We start from the raw sequence: 19446 nt of genomic DNA on the forward strand, positions 1-19446 counted from the left end.
TATTTCACGGCTTCAAAGCAGGCAGCGGCAGGGTGAACGTCATGCGCGACCCGCCGCGGTCGTTGCCGGCCGCGGTGATCGTGCCGCCGTGCCGTTCCACGATCCGTTTGCAGATCGCCAGGCCCAGGCCGGTGCCGGCATAGCCCGCGCCGGTGTGCGCCCGATGGAAGTTCTGGAAGATCGCCTCGTGCTGCCCGGCCGGGATCCCGATGCCGTTGTCGTCGACGTTGACCCGGACGAACCCGTCCGTGGCCGGCTCGCAGGAGACCGCGATCCGCGGCACCACGCCCGGCGCGGTGTACTTGATCGCGTTGCCGATCAGGTTCTCCAGCAGCTGCCTGGTCAGCACCGGATCGGCGTCGACGGCGGTCAGGTCGTCGATCTCGAAGCGGGGCATCGGCGCGGACATCCCGGCCGCCTGGTCGAGCCGCGCGGTGGCGATGTCGCCCACCACGTCGTTGAGGTCGACCGCGGCCGGCGACAGGCTCGCGTCCCGCGCGGTGGTGTAGCCGAGCAGTCCGTTGATCATGTTCCGCATCCGGGTCGCGGCCCGCTGGATCCGGGCCACGCTGTCCCCCTGCGGCCCGCCCAGGTCGTCGGCGAGCGCCTCGGACCAGCCCTCGATCGTGGTGAGCGGGTTGAGCAGGTCGTGCGCCACCACCCCGGCGAACGAGGCGAGCTCGTCACGGTGCCGGCGGTCGGCGGTCACGTCGTGGAAGACGATCACCGCCTGCCGTCGGCCGTCGGCGGCGCGCACTTCGGAGCCGCTCATCTGCACGATGCGGCCCTCGGGCACCGCCGGGTTGCGGATGAGCAGGTCGATCGGCTCCGCGTAGCGGCCGTCGAAGATCTGCCGGTAGATGAAGTCGTCCTCGGCCAGCGGCGTGCCGTCCGGGTGGAACAGGCCGTAGAACCGGTTGTCCCGGACCCGCCCGTCGGCGCTGGCCACGCCGAGCAGCCGGGTGGCGGCCGGATTGCGGACCAGCAGGCGCCCGTCCTCGTCGATGACGCCGACGCCCTCGGCCATCGAGTCGAAGATCGCGGTCATCGTGCTGGCCTGCTCGACGGCCGTCTTCTCGGACTCGCGCAACTGCTCGAGCAGTGCCGCCCGCTCGTCGCGGCCGAGCGCCAGGGCCAGGCCGGCCACCGCGACCATGCCGACGAACACCTGCGCCACCAGGGCGCGCATCGCGTTGGATTCGAGCTCGGCGAACGGGCCCATGCCGTTCAGCGTGAACAGCATGGTGACGGTGCCGAACGCGAGGTCGTGCAGGATCACGAAGCTGGTGCGCATCCGCAGGCCGGCCCAGATCGTCAGGCCGATCAGCGCGAAGACCAGGGGCGCGCCGTCGGTCAGCGTGAAGACCAGGCCGTAGGCGGTCATCGAGACGGCGACCAGGGCGATGTATTCGATCCGCCGGGCCGGGCCGAGCTGCGACCAGACGCTCGGTCCGGTCCGCTGCCGCCGGGAGTGCCAGAGCCAGGCGATCCGCCGGAAGCCGACCCCGATGAGCAGGATGCTGACTGTGTTGCGGGCCAGCCAGACCAGCGCCGACTCGTACGAGAAATGGTCGGTGACCAGCCACATCCCGGCCGTGCCGAGGCCCGCGCCCACCACCGTGCTGGCCGCCGCGGCCGCGATGAACCGCCACAACTCGGCGAGCCGCGTCAGCGGCGGCCCGCCGGAGATCCACACCTGGGGCAGCCACCGGTCGAAGAGCCGGACGAAGAAGATGCCCTGCACCAGGTTGGCGAGCATGAACACGACCGCGGTCCGGGCGCATGCGCCGGTGGCCATGTTGACCGCCATGGTGATGGCGGACAGCGCGACCGCGTCCACCCACCGCCACGGCGACCGCCGCTGCGCGGTGAACCAGACCGCCAGGACACCGGCCGCCGGCCAGACCAGGCTGAGGTTGCTGGCGTCCATCACGGTCAGCCGCCCGGCGTACGTGGCGAGCAGGTACAGCACGGTGAAACCGAGGGTGCGGCGCAGCGATCGGCTCAACGTGTCGGACATGTCAGCCCTTTCGGCAGCTCGGGCGGAATGGCTCAGGAAAACGTCAAGGTCGTCCGGACGCCATGAGCAGCCAGTTGACCCGGCGCAGCATCTCGATCTGGCTGAACGGCTTCGGCAGGTAGTCGTCGGCGCCGATGGCGAAACCGCGGTCGACGTCCTCCGGCCGCTGGTTGCCGCTGATCATCAGCACCGGGATCTGCACGGTCTCCGGCCGGGCGTGCAGCTCGTAGCAGACGCTGTAGCCGTCCATCTGCGGCATGTTCACGTCCAGGATGATCATGCGGGGGCGGCTCTCGACCGCCATGTTCAGCGCCGAGCGCCCGTTGTCGGCGCTCAGCGTGCGGAAGCCGGCCACCTGCAGCTTGAACGCGATGACGTCACGGATGTCGTCATCGTCGTCGGCGATCAGGATGGTCGAGGAGGGCGGCGGCGCGATCGGGCTCCCGATGAGCGCACGGGTGAACTCGTCGGCCTGCGGTTCGGTGAAGACTGCGGTCGTCATCGGTTAACCCCTCTTTGGCGAGCGACGGTTGGTGATCAGGTCTTGCATCTCCACGACGAGGCGACGCGGCGACAACGGTTTGGGCAGATAGCGATCGGCGCCGGCGCCGAGACCGGCGTCCACGTCGTAGGCGTGCGCGTTCGAGGAGATCATCAGGATCGCGGTGTCGCGGATCTCCGGGCTGCGCCGGGCGAACTGGCAGAGTTCCATGCCGTTCAGGGCCGGCATCCGTACGTCGGTGATCAGCCCCACCGGTTTGGCCACCGTGAGGATGCGCAGGGCGGTGTTGCCGTCCTTGGCCGCGACCGTCCGGTATCCGGCGGACTCGAGCGCGAACGCGAGCATGTCGCGGACGTCGCCGTCGTCCTCGGCTATGAGGATCAGGTTCTCGTTCATCGGGGGACTCCTTCCCGGGGCTGACAGCGAGTTGATCGTCCGCGTCGGGTGAGCCATGAACGAGATTTCGGTTGCATCCCGGGAGCGAGCTACGCCCGCGGCGAAACGGGGTGGAAGGATCGGGCGGACATCGGCGAGGATCGACCGATGGTGACCTTCGCGCTGCAGGCCCTTCCGACCACCGCCGCCGAGTGGCTGGCTCTCGCCCGCCGGGCCGAGGAGATCGGCTTCGAGTCGCTCTACGTGCCCGATCATCCGGGCGCGCGGGCCACGCCGTTCGTGTCGCTGGCCGCGGCCGCCGCCGTGACCACGAAGATCCGCCTCGGGTCGTACGTGTCGAACGCCGGCGTCCGCGAGCCGATCCTGCTGGCCGCCGACGTCGCCACCCTCGACGTCGTCTCGGGCGGCCGGGCCGTTCTCGGGCTCGGCGCCGGCCACACCCCGGCCGAGTGGGCGGCGGTCGGCAAGGTCCGGCCGGGCGTGCGGGCCCGGGTCGACCACTGCATCGCGGTCGCCGGGCACACCATGGCCGCGCTGGCCGGGGAGGGCCTGGAGCAGCCGCGGCCGGTGCAGGAGCGGGTCCCGCTGCTGATCGGCGGCGGCAACACCCGGCTGCTGCAGTGGGCGGCCGGGCACGCCGACCTGATCGGGCTCTCCGGCCTCGGCCGCACGCTCGACGACGGGCACAGCCACCAGACCCGCTGGAGTCAGGATCAGGTCGACATGCAGGTCGAGCTGTGCGGCGACAAGCCGATCGAGGCGCTCGTGCAGAGGTTCGAGGTCACCGACGACGCCGGCGCCAAGTACGCCGAGTGGGCCAAGGACGAGATGGAGGAGACCGAGGCCGACCTGGCCGCCGCGCCGTTCGTCTTCGCCGGCACCCAGGACGAGATCATCGCGAAGCTGCGCACGGTCGGGCAGCGGTGGGGGATCACCCGATTCGCGGTGCGACGGCCGGCGATCGACGCCATCCCCAAGATCCTGGCCGCCTACTGATCTTCGAAGAGCTCGTGCTCCACCCGATCGCGATATTCGACGTAGATCTGCCGGTAACGGGCCAGAGCGCCCGGCCGGTCACCCGCCTCGAGCAGCGCGATGATCGCATCGTGCCCCTCGATCCACACCTTCCACAGGTTGCTCTCGGCGGTCATCGCGAGGATCCGCATGGTGCGGGCGACCACCAGATCCACCATGGACTGCAGCTCGCGGTTGCCGCTGGCGAGGATCACGGTGGTGCTGAAGTCGGCACCGGCCGCGCTGGCGGCAAGCACGTTGCCCGAGCGCAGCGCCTCGACGAACTCCTTCTGCCGCTGCCGCATCAGGTCGAGGTGGGTGTCGGTGAGGTTGTCGACCCCCCACTCGAAGCCGGCGCAGGCCAGCACGCTCATCACGTCGATCAGCTCGAGAGCGTTCTTCTGGGTCACCCGGGTGACGTGCCGGGCCCGGTTCGGCGCGATGTCGATCAGGCCCTCGACGGAGAGCTGGGCGATCGCCTCGCGGATCGGCGTGATGCTGACGCCGAGGCGGGCCGCCAGCTCGGCATCCTTGATCAACGTGCCCGGTGGCAGCTCGCCCGTGACGATCTCGTTGCGCAGCTGCCGGACCACGGCCGCGGTGCGGGTCGGTGGGACCGCATAAGACATACCCGGCAGCGTACTCACGGTGACCGGATGCCGCCGCACGCACCGCCGGGCATGCTGAACCCATGGTCGCCGACCCCGCGCGGCGAGACTACCGTCTGGGCGGTTGCCTAACTGGCGACCTTGCACGTCTCGCTCTTGCGGCAGAACGCATTGAGCACGATGTTGGCCGTGGCGGACGTGCTCGACGCGATGTTCAGGTCGACCGAAGTGATCAGCACGGCCCGAGTCTGCGCGGTCTGGAACTGCTTGAGGACCTTGCTGATGTTGGCCGGCGGGCCGGTCACGGTCAGCGTGATCGGCACCGAATAGACCGTGGTCGACCCGGTGATCACCTGGGCGGCGCTGACGCCGACCGCGTTGACGCTGACGGTCACCGACTTCTCCGAGGTCTGCAGGGAGCGCAGGTAGGCCGGTAGGTCGTAGTTCTCCGGCAGTGCCGCCTGCTTGACCTTCAGCTGGGCCTCGTACGTCGCGATGTTCTTGGCCTTGGCCTGGAGGTCGCTCAGCTGATGCTTGAGTTCGACGAGTTGGAGGTCCTGGTCGGCGGACTGGCTCTGGAGGTCGGATTTCTCGGTGTAGATCGGCTTGATCGCGAGGAGGAAGGTGGCCACGACGATCACCACGATCGCGACGACGCCGCCGAGGAGCCACAGCCGGTTGTTCTGCCGCGCACCCATCATTTGCTCCCGCAGGTCTTGGTGCTGAACCGGCCGCACACGTAGTCCTTGTCGACCGCGGCGGTGATCGTGAAGGCCCACTTGTTGGTGCTGTCCGCGCTCGCCGCGGTGAGGAACACGTCGGTCACGCCGTCGACGCCGGCCAGCGCGTCGATCACGTCGGCGACGGCCGCCTTGTCCTTGGCGGTGCCGGCGATCTGGAGCGAGCCGACGGTGCCGGTGGACGCGGCGGTGGTGTCGTCGGTCATGGTGGCGGAGACGGAGGTGAGCGTCCCGCCCTTCTTGCTCGCCGCGCTGCGCATCGTGTCCATCAGCGTGTACCAGGGCAGATCCTTGGCGAGCACCGTCGTGAGATCGGTGGTGATCGCGGTCTGGTCGTTGATCACCGTGGTGACCTGGCTGTACTCCTTGTTGGTGCGCATGGTGTTCCGGATCGTGTCGGCCTGCTCGGTCGTCGAGGTCAGGTCCTGGGAGACCAGGTCGCGTTGCTTGTCGGCCAGGACATACCAGCCGCCCATCACGGCGACGACCAGCACCACCGCGCCGATCAGCAGGAATCGGGTGCGGCGGGCGTTGCGTCCCGAAGTGACCTCGGGGGGCAGCAGGTTCGCGCGGATCGGCAGGATCCGCATCGCGTGGTCGGGGGAGACCGCCGGGTCGAGTGGCATCAGGGCCGTGCTGCTGGTGCTCATCAGGCTGCCGCTCCCAGGGTCAGGCCGATCGATACGGCGGCCGACGGCACGAAACTGTCGAATCCGCCCTCCCGCCCCTTACGTGTGTCACGCAGCCGGCTGGCGCTGTCGGCGTACATCACGGTGATGCCCAGCTGTTGCTGGAGGTGTTCGGCGAGGCCCGGCATCAGCGCGCTGCCCCCGCAGAGCGCGAGCCGGGTGACCTGCTTCTGCCGCTCGCCCGAGGCGAGGTAGGTGAACGAGCTCCGCAGCTCGCTGGCGATCGAGCGCACCGCTTCGCTGGCGGCGTCGACGGTGACCGGATTGCCGTCGCCGTGCAGCCCGAAGCGGCACTTGACCATCTCGGCCTCCTGCGGCGAGATGCCGAGCCGGGTGGCCATCGAGGCGGTGATCTCGTGGCCGCCGCGTGGGACGGTCCGCACGATGAGCGGCTCGCCGTCGGCGTGCACGACCACGCTGGTCACCTCGGCGCCGATGTCGACGATCGCCTCGACCTGGGTGTCCAGCCGGGAGGCGGCGCGCAGCAGGGCGAACGAGGCCAGGTCGACACTCTTGACCGTGAGGCCGGCCTTCTCGGCGGCGTCGATCGCGGCGAGCACGGCGTCCTTGGGGGTGGCGATGAGCAGCCCGCGCACGGTCGGGTTGCTGCCCGGCTCCTCGAGCGGATAGAAGTCCAGCACCGCCTTCTCGACCGCGAGCGGCAGCGCGTCCTTCACCTGGAACGGCAGCGCCTGGCGCAGCTCCTTGGCCGGCAGGTTGGCCACCGACATCTCGCGCACCACCAGCTGCGGGTTGGTGACTCCGATGATCACCTGCTTGGTGCCGAACTTCTGCGTGGTCCAGAGCTGCTTGATCGCCGCGGTGACCGCGATCGGGTCCTGGATGACTCCACCGGTGACGGTGCCCGGGGGCAGGCCGATCTGACCGAAAGCGGCCAGCGAATAGCCCTCCTTGGTGCGGCGGACCTCCACGGCACGGATCGTGGACGAGCCGATGTCCAGCCCGATCGGTATTGCGCCGGCCATGGAGGTCCCTTCGAAGTCAGGCGGTGGGGAGGATGAGGTTCGCGTACCAGTCCGCGATCGGCGCGGCCGCGAAGACCGCGAGGAAGGCGCCGGCGAGCATGTAGGGGCCGAACGGGATACGGGTCTTGCGGGTGGCCACCTTGGCCGCCATCAGCAGCACGCCGGCCACGCCGCCGATCAGGAAGCCGGCGAATGCGCCGACGATCACCGAGCTCCAGCCGAGCCAGCCCAGGTAGAGGCCGAGCAGGGGGGCGAGCTTGACGTCGCCGCCGCCCATGCCCTTGGGCAGCACGGCGAGGATCCAGTAGCCGGCGTAGAGCAGGGCCGCGGCGATCAGGCCGCGGACGGCCGCGGCCCAGCTGTGCTCGGCGAGGACGGCCGGCAGGAGCAGGAGCGGCGCCACCGCGTACGACGGCAGGACGATCTTGTCCGGGAGCCGCATGAGGTCGATGTCGATCGCGGCCAGGGCGATCGACACGGCGGCCAGGTAGAGGTAGGCGGGCAGTTCCCAGGACCAGCCGAACTTCGCGGCGATTGCCACGAACAGCACGGCAGTGCCCGCCTCCACCAGCGGGTAGCGGGCGCTGATCGGCGCGGCGCAGTCGGCGCACCGCCCGCGCAGCAGCAGCCAGCCCAGCACCGGGATGTTGTGCCGGTTGCGGACCGCGTTGCCGCAGTGCGGGCAGTGCGAGCCGGGCCGCACGAGCGACTCGTCGCGCGGCACCCGGTAGATCACGACGTTCAGGAACGAGCCGATCACGAGCCCGAGGAGGCCGGCCGTGCCGAGCAACAGCAGAGTTGGCACGGCTTCCTCCTCGGGCTCGTGATGAATGGGTGCCGCTCGGCGATCGGGTCAGGCGGCGGCGATGCAACCGGCCAGGTCGGCCGCGGTCGTGGACTTGACCGAGCCGCCGTTGGCGCTGTTGTAGGCGTAGAACTTGCCCGAGCCGTCGGCGTTGGTGGCGCACATGACATAGGTCCCGAGGGCTGTTCCGGTGCCCTTCTTGTACTGGAACCGGGTGCCGGCGGAGAGCGTGATCGTGCCGTCGGTGGCCGAGGTGATCTTGGTCAGCGCGACCTTGTCGACGTTGGCGGTGTTGGCGGCGATGTCGGCCGGGTACTGGTTCCCGTTGTCGGTGTAGAACTGCTCCACCGCGCTGACCGCGCCGCGCACGTCGGACTGCGCTGACTTGTCGGCGGCGCCCTTGCGGTAGTTCAGGTACACCGGGACGGCGATCGCGACGAGCACGCCGATGATGACGACGACGACCAGGAGCTCGATGAGGGTGAAGCCTTCGTCGCCCTTCTTCGAGCGCAGCCGGTTGATGGTGTCGGTCATGTGGGGGTGCCTCCATGGCTCAGTTGATGCGGGGAAGGGGTGAAGTTTTGATTTGTCCGGCTTGGCGCATCCGGTGACCGCAAAATCGGCAGCTCGCGGCGTGACTTGAGGCTCAGTTGGACTGGATGTTCTGATAAATCGTGAACATCGGGAGGTATAGACAGACCACCATTCCGCCGACCACGGCGCCCATCACGAGGACCATGATCGGTTCGATGGATGCGGTCAGGGATTCGGCCGCGCTGTCCACCTCTCGGTCGTAGAAATCGGCAATTTTGTCAAGCATTTGACTGATTTGACCGCTTTCTTCGCCGACCTCGACCATCTGGGTGACCATCTGCGGAAAGATCTTGTGGTGCCGCATCGCGGACGACATCGGCTGGCCGTCGCGGACCGCGTTCTGCACGTCCTTCAGGGCGACGTTGATGACCTCGTTGCCGGTCGTCTCGCCCACCACCGCCAGCGCCTGCATCACCGGCACGCCGACGTTGAGCAGCAGGCCGAGGTTGCGGGAGAAGCGGCTCATGGCGAGCTTCTGGAACAGCGACCCGAAGACCGGCGCCCGGACCTTGAACTTGTCCACCGCGAACCGGAAACTGGCGCTCGTGCGCATCTGCTGCTTGTAGACGATCGACGATCCGACCAGCACTCCGACCACGAGCGGGCCGATCCACCACATGTTGTGGCTCGCGTCCACCAGGAACTGGGTGATCGCCGGCAGCTCGCCGCCGAGGCTCTTGAACATCGCTTCGAAGATCGGAACGATGAAGATCAGGACCGCCGCGATGAGTACGAATGTGAAGCTCAGCACGATCGCCGGATAGGTCAGCGCACCCTTGATCTTGCCGCGGAGCGCGGTGTCCTTCTCCAGGCTGTCCGCGATCTGCTCGAGAGCGCGGTCGATCATGCCGCCGGTCTCGCCGGCCCGGATCATCGCGATCATCAGGCGCGGGAAGACCTTGTCGTGCTTGGCCATCGCGGCCGAGAGCGAGACGCCGCCGGACACGTCACTGCGGACCTCGCCGAGCGCCTTCTTCAGCGCCGGCGCCGAGGACTGATCCTCCATGATCGCCAGCGACCGCAGCAGCGACATGCCGGAGGCGGTCATCGTGGCGAACTGGCGGGAGAAGATCGCCAGATCCTTCAGTTTGGTGCGGCCGCCGAGGCCGGGAATCTTCAGGTCCATGTTCAGGCCCTGACCGGCCACCGAGACCTCGAGCGGCACCTCCCCGCGCTGGCGCAGCGTCTGGGTCGCGGCCGCCTCGTTCGGCGCCTCGACCGTGCCCTTGGCCTTGCGGCCGGAGGCGTCGATGCTGCTGTAGTGGAATGTCTTGGTCACAGGCATGGCATCACATCCGGCCGATGAGTCGCTTGAGTTCCTCCTGGGAGTGGCAGAGCTCGAGGGCGACCTGCAGGGTCACCAAGCCCTCCCGCACCTTCTCGGCCAGGTGCTGGTCGAACGCGAGCATGCCCTCGCTGCCACCGGCCTGCATGAACGAGGGGATCTGGTGCGACTTCCCCTCGCGGATCAGTGCGCGGATGGCCGGGGTCGCGGTGAGGATCTCGGCGATCACCACCCGGCCCTTGCCGTCCGCCTTGGGCGCCAGGGCCTGGGTGACCACGCCCTGCAGGGACGCGGCCAGTTGAGCCCGGATCTGCAGCTGCTGATGCGGGGGGAAGATGTCGATGACCCGGTCGATCGTCTGGGTGGCGCTCTGCGTGTGCAGGGTGGCCAGCACCAGGTGGCCGGTCTCGGCCGCGGTCAGCGCGGTCGACGTGGTCTCCAGGTCACGCAGCTCGCCGACCAGGATGATGTCCGGGTCCTGCCGCAGCGCGTGCTTGAGCGCGCTGGCGAAGTTCTCGGTGTCCGAGCCCACCTCACGCTGATTCACCACGCTGCGCTTGTGCGGGTGGAGGAACTCGATGGGGTCCTCGATGGTGATGATGTGCGCGGCGCGGCTGCGGTTGGCGAGGTCGAGCACCGAGGCGAGCGTGGTCGTCTTGCCGGAGCCGGTCGGGCCGGTGACCAGCACCAGGCCACGGGGCAGGTGGGCGAAGCGGGAGACGGTGTCCGGCATGCCGAGCTCGTCGAGCGGCTTGATCTCGTGCGGGATGGCCCGGAAGACCGCGCCGCACGAGTTGCGCTGCACGTAGAGGTTGCCGCGGAAGCGGGAGACGCCCACGATGCTGTGCGCGAAGTCCAGCTCCTGCTTGGTCTGGAAGGCCTGCCACTGCTCGGCAGTGATGGCCGCCCGAGCCAGCAGGGCGGTGTCCGAGGAGTTGAGATTGCCGTAACCGGGCAGCGGGCGCAGCGAACCGTGCACCCGGATCATCGGCGGCGTGCCGACGGTGAGGTGCAGGTCGGAGCCCTTCGACTCGCACAGCGTCACGAGCATCTGGTTGAGCACGGCCAGATCGCCCGACGCGGGGGCGGGCGGCGCCTTGGGCGCCGTCTGTTGTGGCGGCGCCGGCTGGTCGGTCGTATACATCGCACCGGCAATCTGTTCGCGGAACGTTGCCCCTAAATTCGGCACCGTTCGGGGTCGCTTTAGTAGGCATTTCGGAGCAATCGGGCGAGATCGATCAGCCGGGGGTATGCTGCGCGGCCTAGATGGCCACCCGGGAGATCTCGCGAACCGAGGTGAGACCGCCGGCCGCCTTGGCCAGGCCGTCCGCCCGCAGGTCGTACATGCCCTGGTCGAGGGCCACCTCGCGGATCTCGTTGGACGAGGCACGGCGGATGGTGAGCGACTCGATCTCCGGTGAGATCGGCATGACCTCGTGGATCGCGAGCCGGCCGCGGTAACCGGTGTTGGCGCAGTTGCGGCAGCCCATCGGACGGTAGAGCGCCTCCGGCACGACCAGGTCCTCGAACGGCCAGCGGGCGCCGACCAGCTCCTCCTCGCTCGGGGTGTAGGCCTCCTTGCACCAGTCGCAGAGCCGTCGGGAAAGGCGCTGGGCGAGCACGCAGTCGAGCGACGAACCGACCAGGAACGGCTCGATGCCCATCTCGGTGAGCCGGGTGACCGCGCCGGGCGCGTCGTTGGTGTGCAGCGTGGAGAGCACCAGGTGGCCGGTGAGCGACGCCTCGACCGCGATCTGGGCGGTGTGGCTGTCCCGGATCTCACCGATCAGCACCACGTCCGGGTCGGACCGCAGGATGGCCGGCAGCACGGCCGCGAAGGTCAGGCCGGCCTTCACGTTCACCTGCACCTGATTGACCCCGCGCAGGCGGTACTCGACCGGGTCCTCGACGGTGATCACGTTGATCTCCGGCTTGCTGATCTTGCCGAGCGTCGCGTAGAGCGTGGTCGATTTTCCGGAGCCGGTGGGGCCGGTGACCAGCACCATGCCGTGCGGCTTGCTGAACGACTCGGAGAAGCGTGAGAGGTTGTGCTCGGTGAAACCGAGCTTGTTCATGTCCAGGTCGATGCCGCCGGTGTCGAGCACCCGCAGGACGATCTTCTCGCCCCACACCGTGGGCAGCGTGGCGGTACGCAGGTCGACCGGCCGGCCCCGGATCAGCGTGGTGATCCGGCCGTTCTGCGGCACCCGCTTCTCGGTGATGTCGACGCCCGACATGATCTTGACGCGGGAGGTGAGGGCGGCCATCACGCCCTTCGGCACCAGGTCGACCTCGTGCAGCACGCCGTCGATCCGGTAGCGCACCCGCATGTCGTCCTCGGTCGGCTCGAGGTGCAGGTCGGAGGCGCGGTTCATGACCGCCTGCTCGATCAGGTTGTTCACGTAGCGGACGATCGGCGCGTCATCCACCGTCGATGACTGGGCGGCCATCCCGGCCTGGTCGTCGAGGTCGTCCTCGGCGATCTCGCCCAGGTCGCTGGACTCACGCTGGAGCCGTTCGATGATCCGGCGGACCTCGGAGCGGGCCACCATCACCGGCCGCAGGCTCATGCCGGTGGCGGCCCGGACGTCGTCGAGCGCCACCACGTCGCCGGGGTCGGTGACGCCGACCACCAGCTCGCCGTCGGAGATCGAGATGCCGAGCACCCGGTGCCGCAACACCACCGAGAGCGGGATGCGCTTGAGCGCCTGCGGGTCGGGAGTGACGGCGGCCAGGTCGAGCGTGTTGATGCCGTACGCCATCGCCGCGGCCGCGGTCAGCTGTTCCTCGGTGACCACGTTGTCGTTGATCAGGACGGCGCGCACCGACCGGCCGCTGCGCTGCGCCTCCTCCGCGGCAGCGTCGACGGCGCGCGCGTCTATACCGATCTGCTTGAGCGCGTCGAGCAGCGGTCGGAACGTCTGATCCATTGCGTCCTCAGGGAGACAATTCGGTCTTGTCTCTCATATCGGACGTCAGTGGGTTGAACTGAGCGGCACCGGCCGGAACGTCTTGCGGTACGCGCTGGGCGCCACCCCGATCGTGGACTGCATGTGCTGCCGGAGCGCGGTGGCGCTGCCCAGGCCGGACCGGCGGGCAACCGTCTCGATACCGAGATCGGTCGACTCCAGCAGAAGCTGAGCGTGGGCGACCCGCTGGCGCAGCAGCCACTGCCGCGGGCTCAGGCCGGTCTCGTCGCGGAACCGCCGGGTGAACGTGCGCACGCTCATCCGCGCGTGCGCCGCCATGCCCTCCAGGGTGACCGGCTCGGCCAGCCGGTCGAGCGCCCAGTTCCGGGTCGGCTCGGTGCCGATGCCCGCGCTCGACGGCACCGGGCGCTCGATGTACTGCGCCTGGCCACCCTCCCGGAACGGCGGCACCACGCAGCGGCGGGCGGCCCGGTTGGCCACCTCGGTGCCGTGGTCGTTGCGCACGATGTGCAGGCAGAGGTCGACGCCGGCGCCCACGCCGGCCGAGGTGAGGATGTCGCCATCGTCCACGAACAGGACGTCGAAGTTCCAGTTGACCTGCGGATAGAGCGGGGCGATCTCGCCCGCCCAGGCCCAGTGGGTGGCGGCCGGGCGACCGTCGAGCAGCCCGGCGGCGGCGAGCACCGAGGCGCCGGTGCAGATCGAGACGATCCGGGCGCCGCGCTCGTGGGCGGCCCGCAGCGCGTCTTTTACGGAAGGATCGAGCGTGCCGTCGGTGAGCGGGCCGCCGCGGCCGATGCCAGGGACGATCACGGTGTCGGCTCGGGCCAGCTCGTCGAGACCGTAGTCGGGGATGACGGTGAAGCCGCCGGTGCTGCGGACCGGGCCGGCGCCGCAGACGTGCACGCGGTAATAGCGCTCCAGGTCGGAGCGGCGGGCGGCGTTGAAGACCTGCGGCGGGGTGCCGAGGTCGAAGCCGACGACACCGTCGAGTACGAGTTCGGCGACGAGATGCTTCATGGCCCAATTCTTGCGCATGATGGCCTTCCGGCCACTCGTCCTTCCGGCTGTGAGAATGGAGGATCGGAACGTGCAGAAGACGTACCGCATTCATCCGGCCTGGTTCGTGGCCGTCATCGCCTTCGTCGCCCTGGTCGGCGCGGCCGGGTTCCGGGCCACCCCGTCCGTCATGATCCGCCCGCTGCATGACGAGTTCGGCTGGTCGCTCGGCACGATCTCGGCGGCCGTCTCGGTCAACCTGCTGCTCTACGGCCTGACCGCCCCGTTCGCGGCGGCGCTGATGGAGAGGTTCGGCATTCGCCGCGTGATCATGGCGGCCCTGGTGCTGGTGAGCGCGGGCTCCGGCCTGACCGTCTTCATGCGGCAGAGCTGGCAGCTCATCCTCTGCTGGGGCGTGCTGGTCGGGCTGGGCACCGGCTCGATGGCGCTCGGCTTCGTCGCGGTCATCACCAACCGCTGGTTCGTCAAGCACCGCGGCCTGGTCACCGGCGTGCTGACGGCCGGCGGCGCGGCCGGCAACCTGGTCTTCCTGCCGGTGCTGGCCCGGCTCACCGAGAGCCAGGGCTGGCGGGTCGCGGCCCTGACCGTGGCCGGGGTGGCGCTGCTGGTCGTGCCCCTGGTCGGGTGGCGGCTGCGCGATCACCCGGCCGAGCTGGGCCTCGGCGCATTCGGCGGCGAATACGAGGAACCCAAGCCGATAGCTCCGGCGGGGGCCGCCCGCACCGCCTTACGCGCTCTGCGGCAGGCCGCGAAGACCCGGCCGTTCTGGCTGCTCGCCGGTGGTTTCGCGATCTGCGGCGCCACCACCAACGGCCTGGTCGGCACCCACTTCATCCCGGCCGCGCACGACCACGGCATGACCGAGACCACCGCGGCGAGCCTGCTCGCCCTGGTCGGTTTCTTCGACATCGCCGGCACGATCGTCTCCGGCTGGCTCACCGACCGCGTCGACAGCCGGGTGCTGCTCGGCATCTACTACTTCGGCCGGGGCCTGTCGCTGCTGGTGCTGCCGTCGCTGTTCGCCGCGACCGCGCACCCGAGCATGGTGGTGTTCATCCTGTTCTACGGCCTCGACTGGGTGGCCACCGTGCCGCCGACCGTGACCCTGTGCCGGGAGTACTTCGGCGCCTCCGGCCCGGTCGTGTTCGGCTGGGTCTTCGCCTCGCACCAGTTCGGCGCGGCGATCGCGGCCACCACCGCCGGCCTGCTCCGCGACCAGCTCGGCACCTACAACGCGGCGTGGTACGGCGCGGGCGCCCTCGCCATCCTGGCCAGTCTGCTGAGCCTGATGCTCTTCGCCGGCAAGCGGCTCAAGCCGATCGCGCCGGGCATCGGCCTCGTCAACGAACCGGCTACAGCGTGACCTCGACGACCTCGAGCAGGCCGCTCAGCATCAGGATCTGATGAACCGTGCGGTTCGGGTGGGCGAGCCGGAAGCGCATGTTCGCGTCGCGGGCGCGCTGGAAACCGAAGATCAGCGCGCCCAGGCCGGTCGAATCGATGAAGGTCAGCTCGCGCAGTTCGACCACGATCTCGCGAGGACGCCCAGCCAGGGCCTCCTCCAGGGCGACTCGGACCTGGTCGACGGTGAGCACGTCAACCTCGCCGGTAAGGGTCACGGTGATGGTGTCGGCGTCGCGGTCGAGATTCGTCACGATCTCGTCAGGCAACGGGTCCTTCTTCCACAGTCGTCATGGTTCCACGTACGGTAATCGGCATCACCAAACACGTGAGGAGCGTGGTGTGCCGATCCTGGGCGGTCTGCCGTCGCGGAACCCCCGCTTCGTGGGTCGTGAGGAGCTCCTGGCCCGGTTGCGGAGCCGGTTGGCGACCGGCCCGGTCGTTCTGCTGCCCGGCGAGGAAAATCCGCTGGGCGGAACGGGACGTACCCAGTTGGCGGTGGAATATGTCTACCGTTACGCCGAAACGTACGACCTGGTGTGGTGGATCCCCGCTGAGCAGTCCGCGGGCACCCGGGCCGCGCTGATCGGCCTGGCCCAGCGACTCGGGCTGGCCGAGACCGGCGACATGAACCGCACGCTGGCCGCGGTCCGCGACGCCCTGAGCCGGGGCGAGCCGTTCCGGAACTGGCTGGTGGTCTTCGACGACGCCAACCGGCCCGAAGAAATCAAGTCATACCTGCCGAGCGGGGCCGGGCACGTGCTGATCACCAGCCGCAACCCGCGCTGGCCGGCCGAGGTGGCCCAGTCGATGCCGGTCGGCGTCTTCGACCGCGCGGACAGCGTCGACCTGCTGAAACGACGTACCCCTGATCTGCCGGTGCCGGACGCCGAGCGGCTGGCGAGCCGCCTCGCCGATGTGCCGATGGCCCTTGATCTGTCCGCCGCGGTCCGCGCGGCGACCGGCTGGTCCGTCGCCGACTACCTGCAGCGTTACGAGACGCTCGGCGAGGAGCTGGCCTTCCCCAGCCCGATCCGGGTGGCCTGGGGGCTGGCCGCTGACGCGCTGCGGGCGCACGCGCCCGCCGCCTACCAACTGCTCGAGCTGTGCGCCTTCCTGGGCAACGCGCCGGTCTCCTGGCGGCTGCTCTGGGGCGCCCGGATGCTGCCGCTGCCGGCCGAGCTGGCCCGCACGGTCGGCATCGAGCGGCGGCTCAAGGCGGCGCTGCGCCTGATCGGTCGTTATGGTCTGGCCGAGCTCGACCCGCCCGGCGAGCGCCTGATCGTGCACCCGCTGGTGCGCGGCATGCTCGGCCAGGGCCTCAGCTCCGAGCGGCACGGCATGCTGCTGTCCACCGTGCGGGGCATGCTGGCCGCGGCCGACCCCGGCGACCCCGACGATCCGGGCAGTCACCCGCGCTACGCCGAGCTCACCCCGCACCTGATCCACTCCGACGTGCTCGGCGCCGGCACCGAGGAGATCCGCCAGCTGGTGATCAATTGCGTGCGGCACCACTACGCGGCCGGCGACTTCGACTCCAGCCGCGCGCTGGCCGCCGCCGCGGTGGCCCGCTGGCGCGACACCCTCGGCGAGCACGACGAGCAGACCCTGCTCGCCTCGTTCCACCTGGCCAACGCGTTGCGTGCGGTGGGCCGCACGGCCGAGGCGCGGGTGCTGAACGAGCAGACCCTGCGTGCCCAGCGCGAGGTGCTCGGCGGCGGCGACGAGACCACCCTGGCCACCGCCAACTCGGTCGGCGCCGACCTGCGCATCCGCGGCCACTTCGGGCAGGCCCGCCAGCTCGACGGTGACAACCTGGTGCGTTACCGCCGGTTGTTCGGTGAGGGCTTCCCGACCGCGCTGCGCTGCGCCAACAACCTCGCCGCCGACCTGCGCCTGCTCGGCGACTTCCGGGGCGCCCGCACGATCGACGAGCAGACCCTGCGGCAGCGCCAGGCGATTCTCGCCGACGGCCACCCGGAGATCCTGTCGTCCCGGGCCGGGCTGGCCTTCGACCTGTTCGGGCTGGGCGACTACGCGGGCACCGGCGAGGTGCTGGCCGCCGTCCGCGGCGACGTTCCTGAGGACCACCCGTTCGCGCTGTGGGCGGCCCGGGTCGCGGCCATGGCGGCCCGCCGCCGCGGGCTGGCCGACGGCCTGGTGCTGGCCGAGACGACCGCGACGCTGACCCGCCGCCGCTTCGGCGACCTGCACGTGGAGACGCTCGCCGCGGTGGTGACGCTGGCCAACGCGGCCCGCTCCGGCGGCGATCTCGACCGGGCCCACGAGCTGCTCGAACGAGCGGTGATCCGCTACCACTCGGTGCTCGGCGACGATCACCCGTTCACGCTCGCCGCCTCGGCCGGGCTGGCCGGGGTGGTGCGGGGCACCGGGCGGCCCGCCGAGGCCCGCCGGATCGACCAGGAGGCGCTGCACGGCCTGCGGCGCAGTGTCGGCACCGACCACCCGTTCACGCTGGCCTGCGCGAACGGCTACGCCATCGATCTGTTCGGGCTGGGCGAGCGGCAGGAGGCCCAGCAGATCGCCACCGACACCTGGCAGCGGTCCGCGCTGGTGCGCGGCGCCGAACACCCGGACACCCTGGCCTGCGGCTGGAACGCGGTGCTCGACGGCGGCGACGAGGAGGCCCGGCACCAGGCGACGGTCGCCCTGGCCAAGGCGTACGGCGAGGGCCATCCGGCTCTCCTGCGGGTGGCCGCCGGCGAGCGCCTGGAGACCGACCTCGACCTGCCTCCGCTATAGGCTTTTTTCGAAGATTTGCTGGGTCAGCAGGTCGGTGAGGTCGGCCGCGGGCATCGGCCGGGCGAAGTGGTAACCCTGCGCCTGCGCGCAGTCCAGGTCGCGCAGCCGGGCCGCCTGCGCCTCGTCCTCGACGCCCTCGGCCACCGGCGACAGCCCGAACGTGCGGGCGATCTGCAGCACCGCCTCGGCCACCGACGCGCCGGTCGGGTTCTCCGGCATCGCCTGCACGAACGAGCGGTCGATCTTCACCACGTCGACGGGCAGCGCGCCCAGGTGGCTCAGCGACGAGAAGCCGGTGCCGAAGTCGTCGAGCGCGATCCGCACGCCGAGGGTCTTCAGCGAGCTCAGCACCCGGGCCGACTCGTCCAGGTCGGTCAGCGCCATCGTCTCGGTCAGCTCCAGCACCAGTAGGTGCGGCGGCATCCCGGTGCGCTCCAGCACCGACCGGACCTCGTCGGTCAGGTGCGGGTTGGCCAGCTGCGAGACGGACAGGTTGACGTTCAGCTCGAAGCCGGGGCTGTCCCGCTGCCACCCGACGGCCTGGGTGCAGGCCTCCTCGAGGATCCAGCGGCCGAGTTCGGGCATCATGCCCAGCTCCTCGGCCAGGTCGAGGAACGCGCCCGGCGGGAGCAGCCCGCGCTCCGGGTGCTGCCAGCGGACGAGGGCCTCGACGCCGACGGTGTGCTCGCCGGCCAGGTCGACGATCGGCTGGTAGTGCACCTCGAACTGCTGCTCGGCGAGCGCCTGCCACAGTTCCTGCTCGTCGCTGCGGCGCTTGGCGGCCTCGGCGAACCGGGCCGGGTCGAACCGGCGGGCGACGCCCTTGCCGTCGGCCTTGGCCTGGTAGAGCGCCTCGTCGGCCTCCCGCAGGATGCCGTCCACGTCGTGGCCGCCGCGGGTGATCGCGATGCCGGCGCTGGCCCGGATGGTCAGCACGACGTCCTCGACCACCAGCGGCTGCAGCAGGTCGCGCAGGATGCGGTTGGCGACGGTGTCGGCGATCAGGTCGTCGGCGAGCCGGGGGAGCAGCACCACGAACTCGTCGCCGCCCAGCCGGGAGACGGTGTCGTTGGCCCGCACGTTCGCGTTGATCCGCTCGGCGGCGACCCGCAGCAACTCGTCGCCGGCCGCGTGCCCGTAGGTGTCGTTGACACCCTTGAACCCGTCCAGGTCGAGCAGGATCATCGCGGTCATCGTGCCGTCCGCGTCGGCCAGCGCGTCGCGGGAGTGGTCCATGAACATGGCCCGGTTGCCGAGCCCGGTGAGCGGGTCACGGTAGGCCTGGCGGGCCAGGATCGCGCGCTGCCGGGTGAGGTCGCGCATCAGGCCCTCGTTGGTGTGCGTGCCGAGGAACTGCCGCAGCAGGATCATGCCGGCCACCACGATGATCAGCCAGACGAGACCCTCCTCGGCGCCCTTCTTGCCGGCGTGCAGGATCGCGGCCAGCACGATGGCGGCGGCGACCGGTGCGTATTGAGCGAGCGGCCAGCGATCGGCGAGCTTGGCGATGGCGAAGCCGAGGATCAGCACGCCGGCGAGCGGCAGCAACCAGTCGATCGCTCGGGCGCCGTCCGCGGTGAGCCGGCCGAACACCACCGGCCACGCGAGCACCATGAGCGACGCGAAGATCATGATGTCGTCGACGCCGTGCCGGAGCCGATCCAGGATCTTGCCGGGGCTCATGCCTCACCTC

18 protein-coding genes are annotated in these 19446 nt (G+C 69.9%); 3 read left to right on the forward strand and 15 right to left on the reverse strand.

Annotated features, from left to right (window positions below):
• Nucleotides 1–4: 4 nt before the first annotated feature.
• The 3 genes from AB0E90_RS42545 to AB0E90_RS42555 are packed head-to-tail and all read right to left on the reverse strand — an operon-like array spanning nt 5 to nt 2918.
• Nucleotides 5–2020, reverse strand: a complete 2016-nt coding sequence (locus AB0E90_RS42545; protein WP_360418013.1) for an ATP-binding protein — start codon at nt 2018–2020, stop codon at nt 5–7.
• A 43-nt stretch (nt 2021–2063) separates the two neighbouring features.
• A complete protein-coding gene (locus tag AB0E90_RS42550) occupies nt 2064–2522 on the reverse strand; it encodes a response regulator (RefSeq protein WP_360418014.1) in 459 nt (152 codons plus the stop codon).
• A gap of 3 nt (nt 2523–2525) precedes the next feature.
• On the reverse strand, nt 2526–2918 hold the full coding sequence (locus tag AB0E90_RS42555) for a response regulator (RefSeq protein WP_360418015.1): 393 nt from the start codon (nt 2916–2918) through the stop codon (nt 2526–2528).
• Nucleotides 2919–3065: 147 nt separating this feature from the next.
• Between AB0E90_RS42555 and AB0E90_RS42560 the strand changes: the two genes are divergently transcribed.
• The gene (locus AB0E90_RS42560) at nt 3066–3914 is read left to right on the forward strand and encodes an LLM class flavin-dependent oxidoreductase (protein WP_360418016.1); all 849 of its coding nucleotides are present in this window, start codon (nt 3066–3068) and stop codon (nt 3912–3914) included.
• Here the strand turns inward: AB0E90_RS42560 and AB0E90_RS42565 are convergent.
• From AB0E90_RS42565 to AB0E90_RS42610, 10 genes are all read right to left on the reverse strand, one after another.
• Nucleotides 3908–4561, reverse strand: coding sequence for a GntR family transcriptional regulator (locus AB0E90_RS42565; protein WP_360418017.1), 654 nt, complete (start codon nt 4559–4561; stop codon nt 3908–3910). The two genes, AB0E90_RS42560 and AB0E90_RS42565, sit on opposite strands and share 7 nt — an antisense overlap.
• Before the next feature lie 107 nt (nt 4562–4668).
• A complete protein-coding gene (pilO, locus tag AB0E90_RS42570) occupies nt 4669–5277 on the reverse strand; it encodes a type 4a pilus biogenesis protein PilO (RefSeq protein WP_360418018.1) in 609 nt (202 codons plus the stop codon).
• Nucleotides 5238–5930: a PilN domain-containing protein gene (locus tag AB0E90_RS42575; protein ID WP_360418019.1), complete on the reverse strand. Its 693-nt coding sequence runs from the start codon at nt 5928–5930 to the stop codon at nt 5238–5240. The genes pilO and AB0E90_RS42575 overlap by 40 nt, the downstream gene beginning before the upstream one ends.
• Entirely contained in the window at nt 5930–6955 is a 1026-nt protein-coding gene (gene pilM, locus AB0E90_RS42580; RefSeq protein WP_360418020.1) for a type IV pilus assembly protein PilM, read from the reverse strand. Before pilM ends, AB0E90_RS42575 begins: the two co-directional genes overlap by 1 nt.
• A 16-nt stretch (nt 6956–6971) precedes the next feature.
• The gene (locus AB0E90_RS42585) at nt 6972–7760 is read right to left on the reverse strand and encodes a prepilin peptidase (protein WP_360418021.1); all 789 of its coding nucleotides are present in this window, start codon (nt 7758–7760) and stop codon (nt 6972–6974) included.
• Between the two features lie 48 nt (nt 7761–7808).
• Nucleotides 7809–8294: a prepilin-type N-terminal cleavage/methylation domain-containing protein gene (locus AB0E90_RS42590; RefSeq protein WP_360418022.1), complete on the reverse strand. Its 486-nt coding sequence runs from the start codon at nt 8292–8294 to the stop codon at nt 7809–7811.
• Nucleotides 8295–8406: 112 nt separating this feature from the next.
• A complete protein-coding gene (locus AB0E90_RS42595) occupies nt 8407–9639 on the reverse strand; it encodes a type II secretion system F family protein (protein ID WP_360418023.1) in 1233 nt (410 codons plus the stop codon).
• Nucleotides 9640–9643: 4 nt separating this feature from the next.
• On the reverse strand, nt 9644–10783 hold the full coding sequence (locus tag AB0E90_RS42600) for a type IV pilus twitching motility protein PilT (protein WP_360418024.1): 1140 nt from the start codon (nt 10781–10783) through the stop codon (nt 9644–9646).
• Nucleotides 10784–10901: 118 nt separating this feature from the next.
• The gene (locus tag AB0E90_RS42605) at nt 10902–12569 is read right to left on the reverse strand and encodes an ATPase, T2SS/T4P/T4SS family (protein ID WP_360418025.1); all 1668 of its coding nucleotides are present in this window, start codon (nt 12567–12569) and stop codon (nt 10902–10904) included.
• A 45-nt stretch (nt 12570–12614) separates the two neighbouring features.
• Nucleotides 12615–13589 (reverse strand): helix-turn-helix domain-containing protein, encoded by a 975-nt coding sequence (locus AB0E90_RS42610; RefSeq protein ID WP_360418026.1) that lies wholly within the window; start codon nt 13587–13589, stop codon nt 12615–12617.
• A gap of 55 nt (nt 13590–13644) precedes the next feature.
• Here AB0E90_RS42610 and AB0E90_RS42615 point away from each other — a divergent pair, with 55 nt between their 5' ends.
• Nucleotides 13645–14952, forward strand: coding sequence for an MFS transporter (locus AB0E90_RS42615; protein ID WP_360418027.1), 1308 nt, complete (start codon nt 13645–13647; stop codon nt 14950–14952).
• Here the strand turns inward: AB0E90_RS42615 and AB0E90_RS42620 are convergent.
• Nucleotides 14942–15259, reverse strand: coding sequence for an STAS domain-containing protein (locus AB0E90_RS42620; protein ID WP_360418028.1), 318 nt, complete (start codon nt 15257–15259; stop codon nt 14942–14944). The genes AB0E90_RS42615 and AB0E90_RS42620 overlap by 11 nt on opposite strands.
• A 73-nt stretch (nt 15260–15332) precedes the next feature.
• Between AB0E90_RS42620 and fxsT the strand changes: the two genes are divergently transcribed.
• Nucleotides 15333–17753, forward strand: coding sequence for an FxSxx-COOH system tetratricopeptide repeat protein (gene fxsT, locus AB0E90_RS42625; protein ID WP_360418029.1), 2421 nt, complete (start codon nt 15333–15335; stop codon nt 17751–17753).
• On the opposite strand, the gene AB0E90_RS42630 is transcribed toward fxsT, so the two are convergent.
• Nucleotides 17748–19436, reverse strand: coding sequence for a bifunctional diguanylate cyclase/phosphodiesterase (locus AB0E90_RS42630; protein ID WP_360418030.1), 1689 nt, complete (start codon nt 19434–19436; stop codon nt 17748–17750). The two genes, fxsT and AB0E90_RS42630, sit on opposite strands and share 6 nt — an antisense overlap.
• Nucleotides 19437–19446: the final 10 nt, after the last annotated feature.

The organism is Actinoplanes sp. NPDC026619, assembly GCF_040638295.1.
In the GTDB taxonomy this organism is placed as follows: Bacteria; Actinomycetota; Actinomycetes; order Mycobacteriales; family Micromonosporaceae; genus Actinoplanes.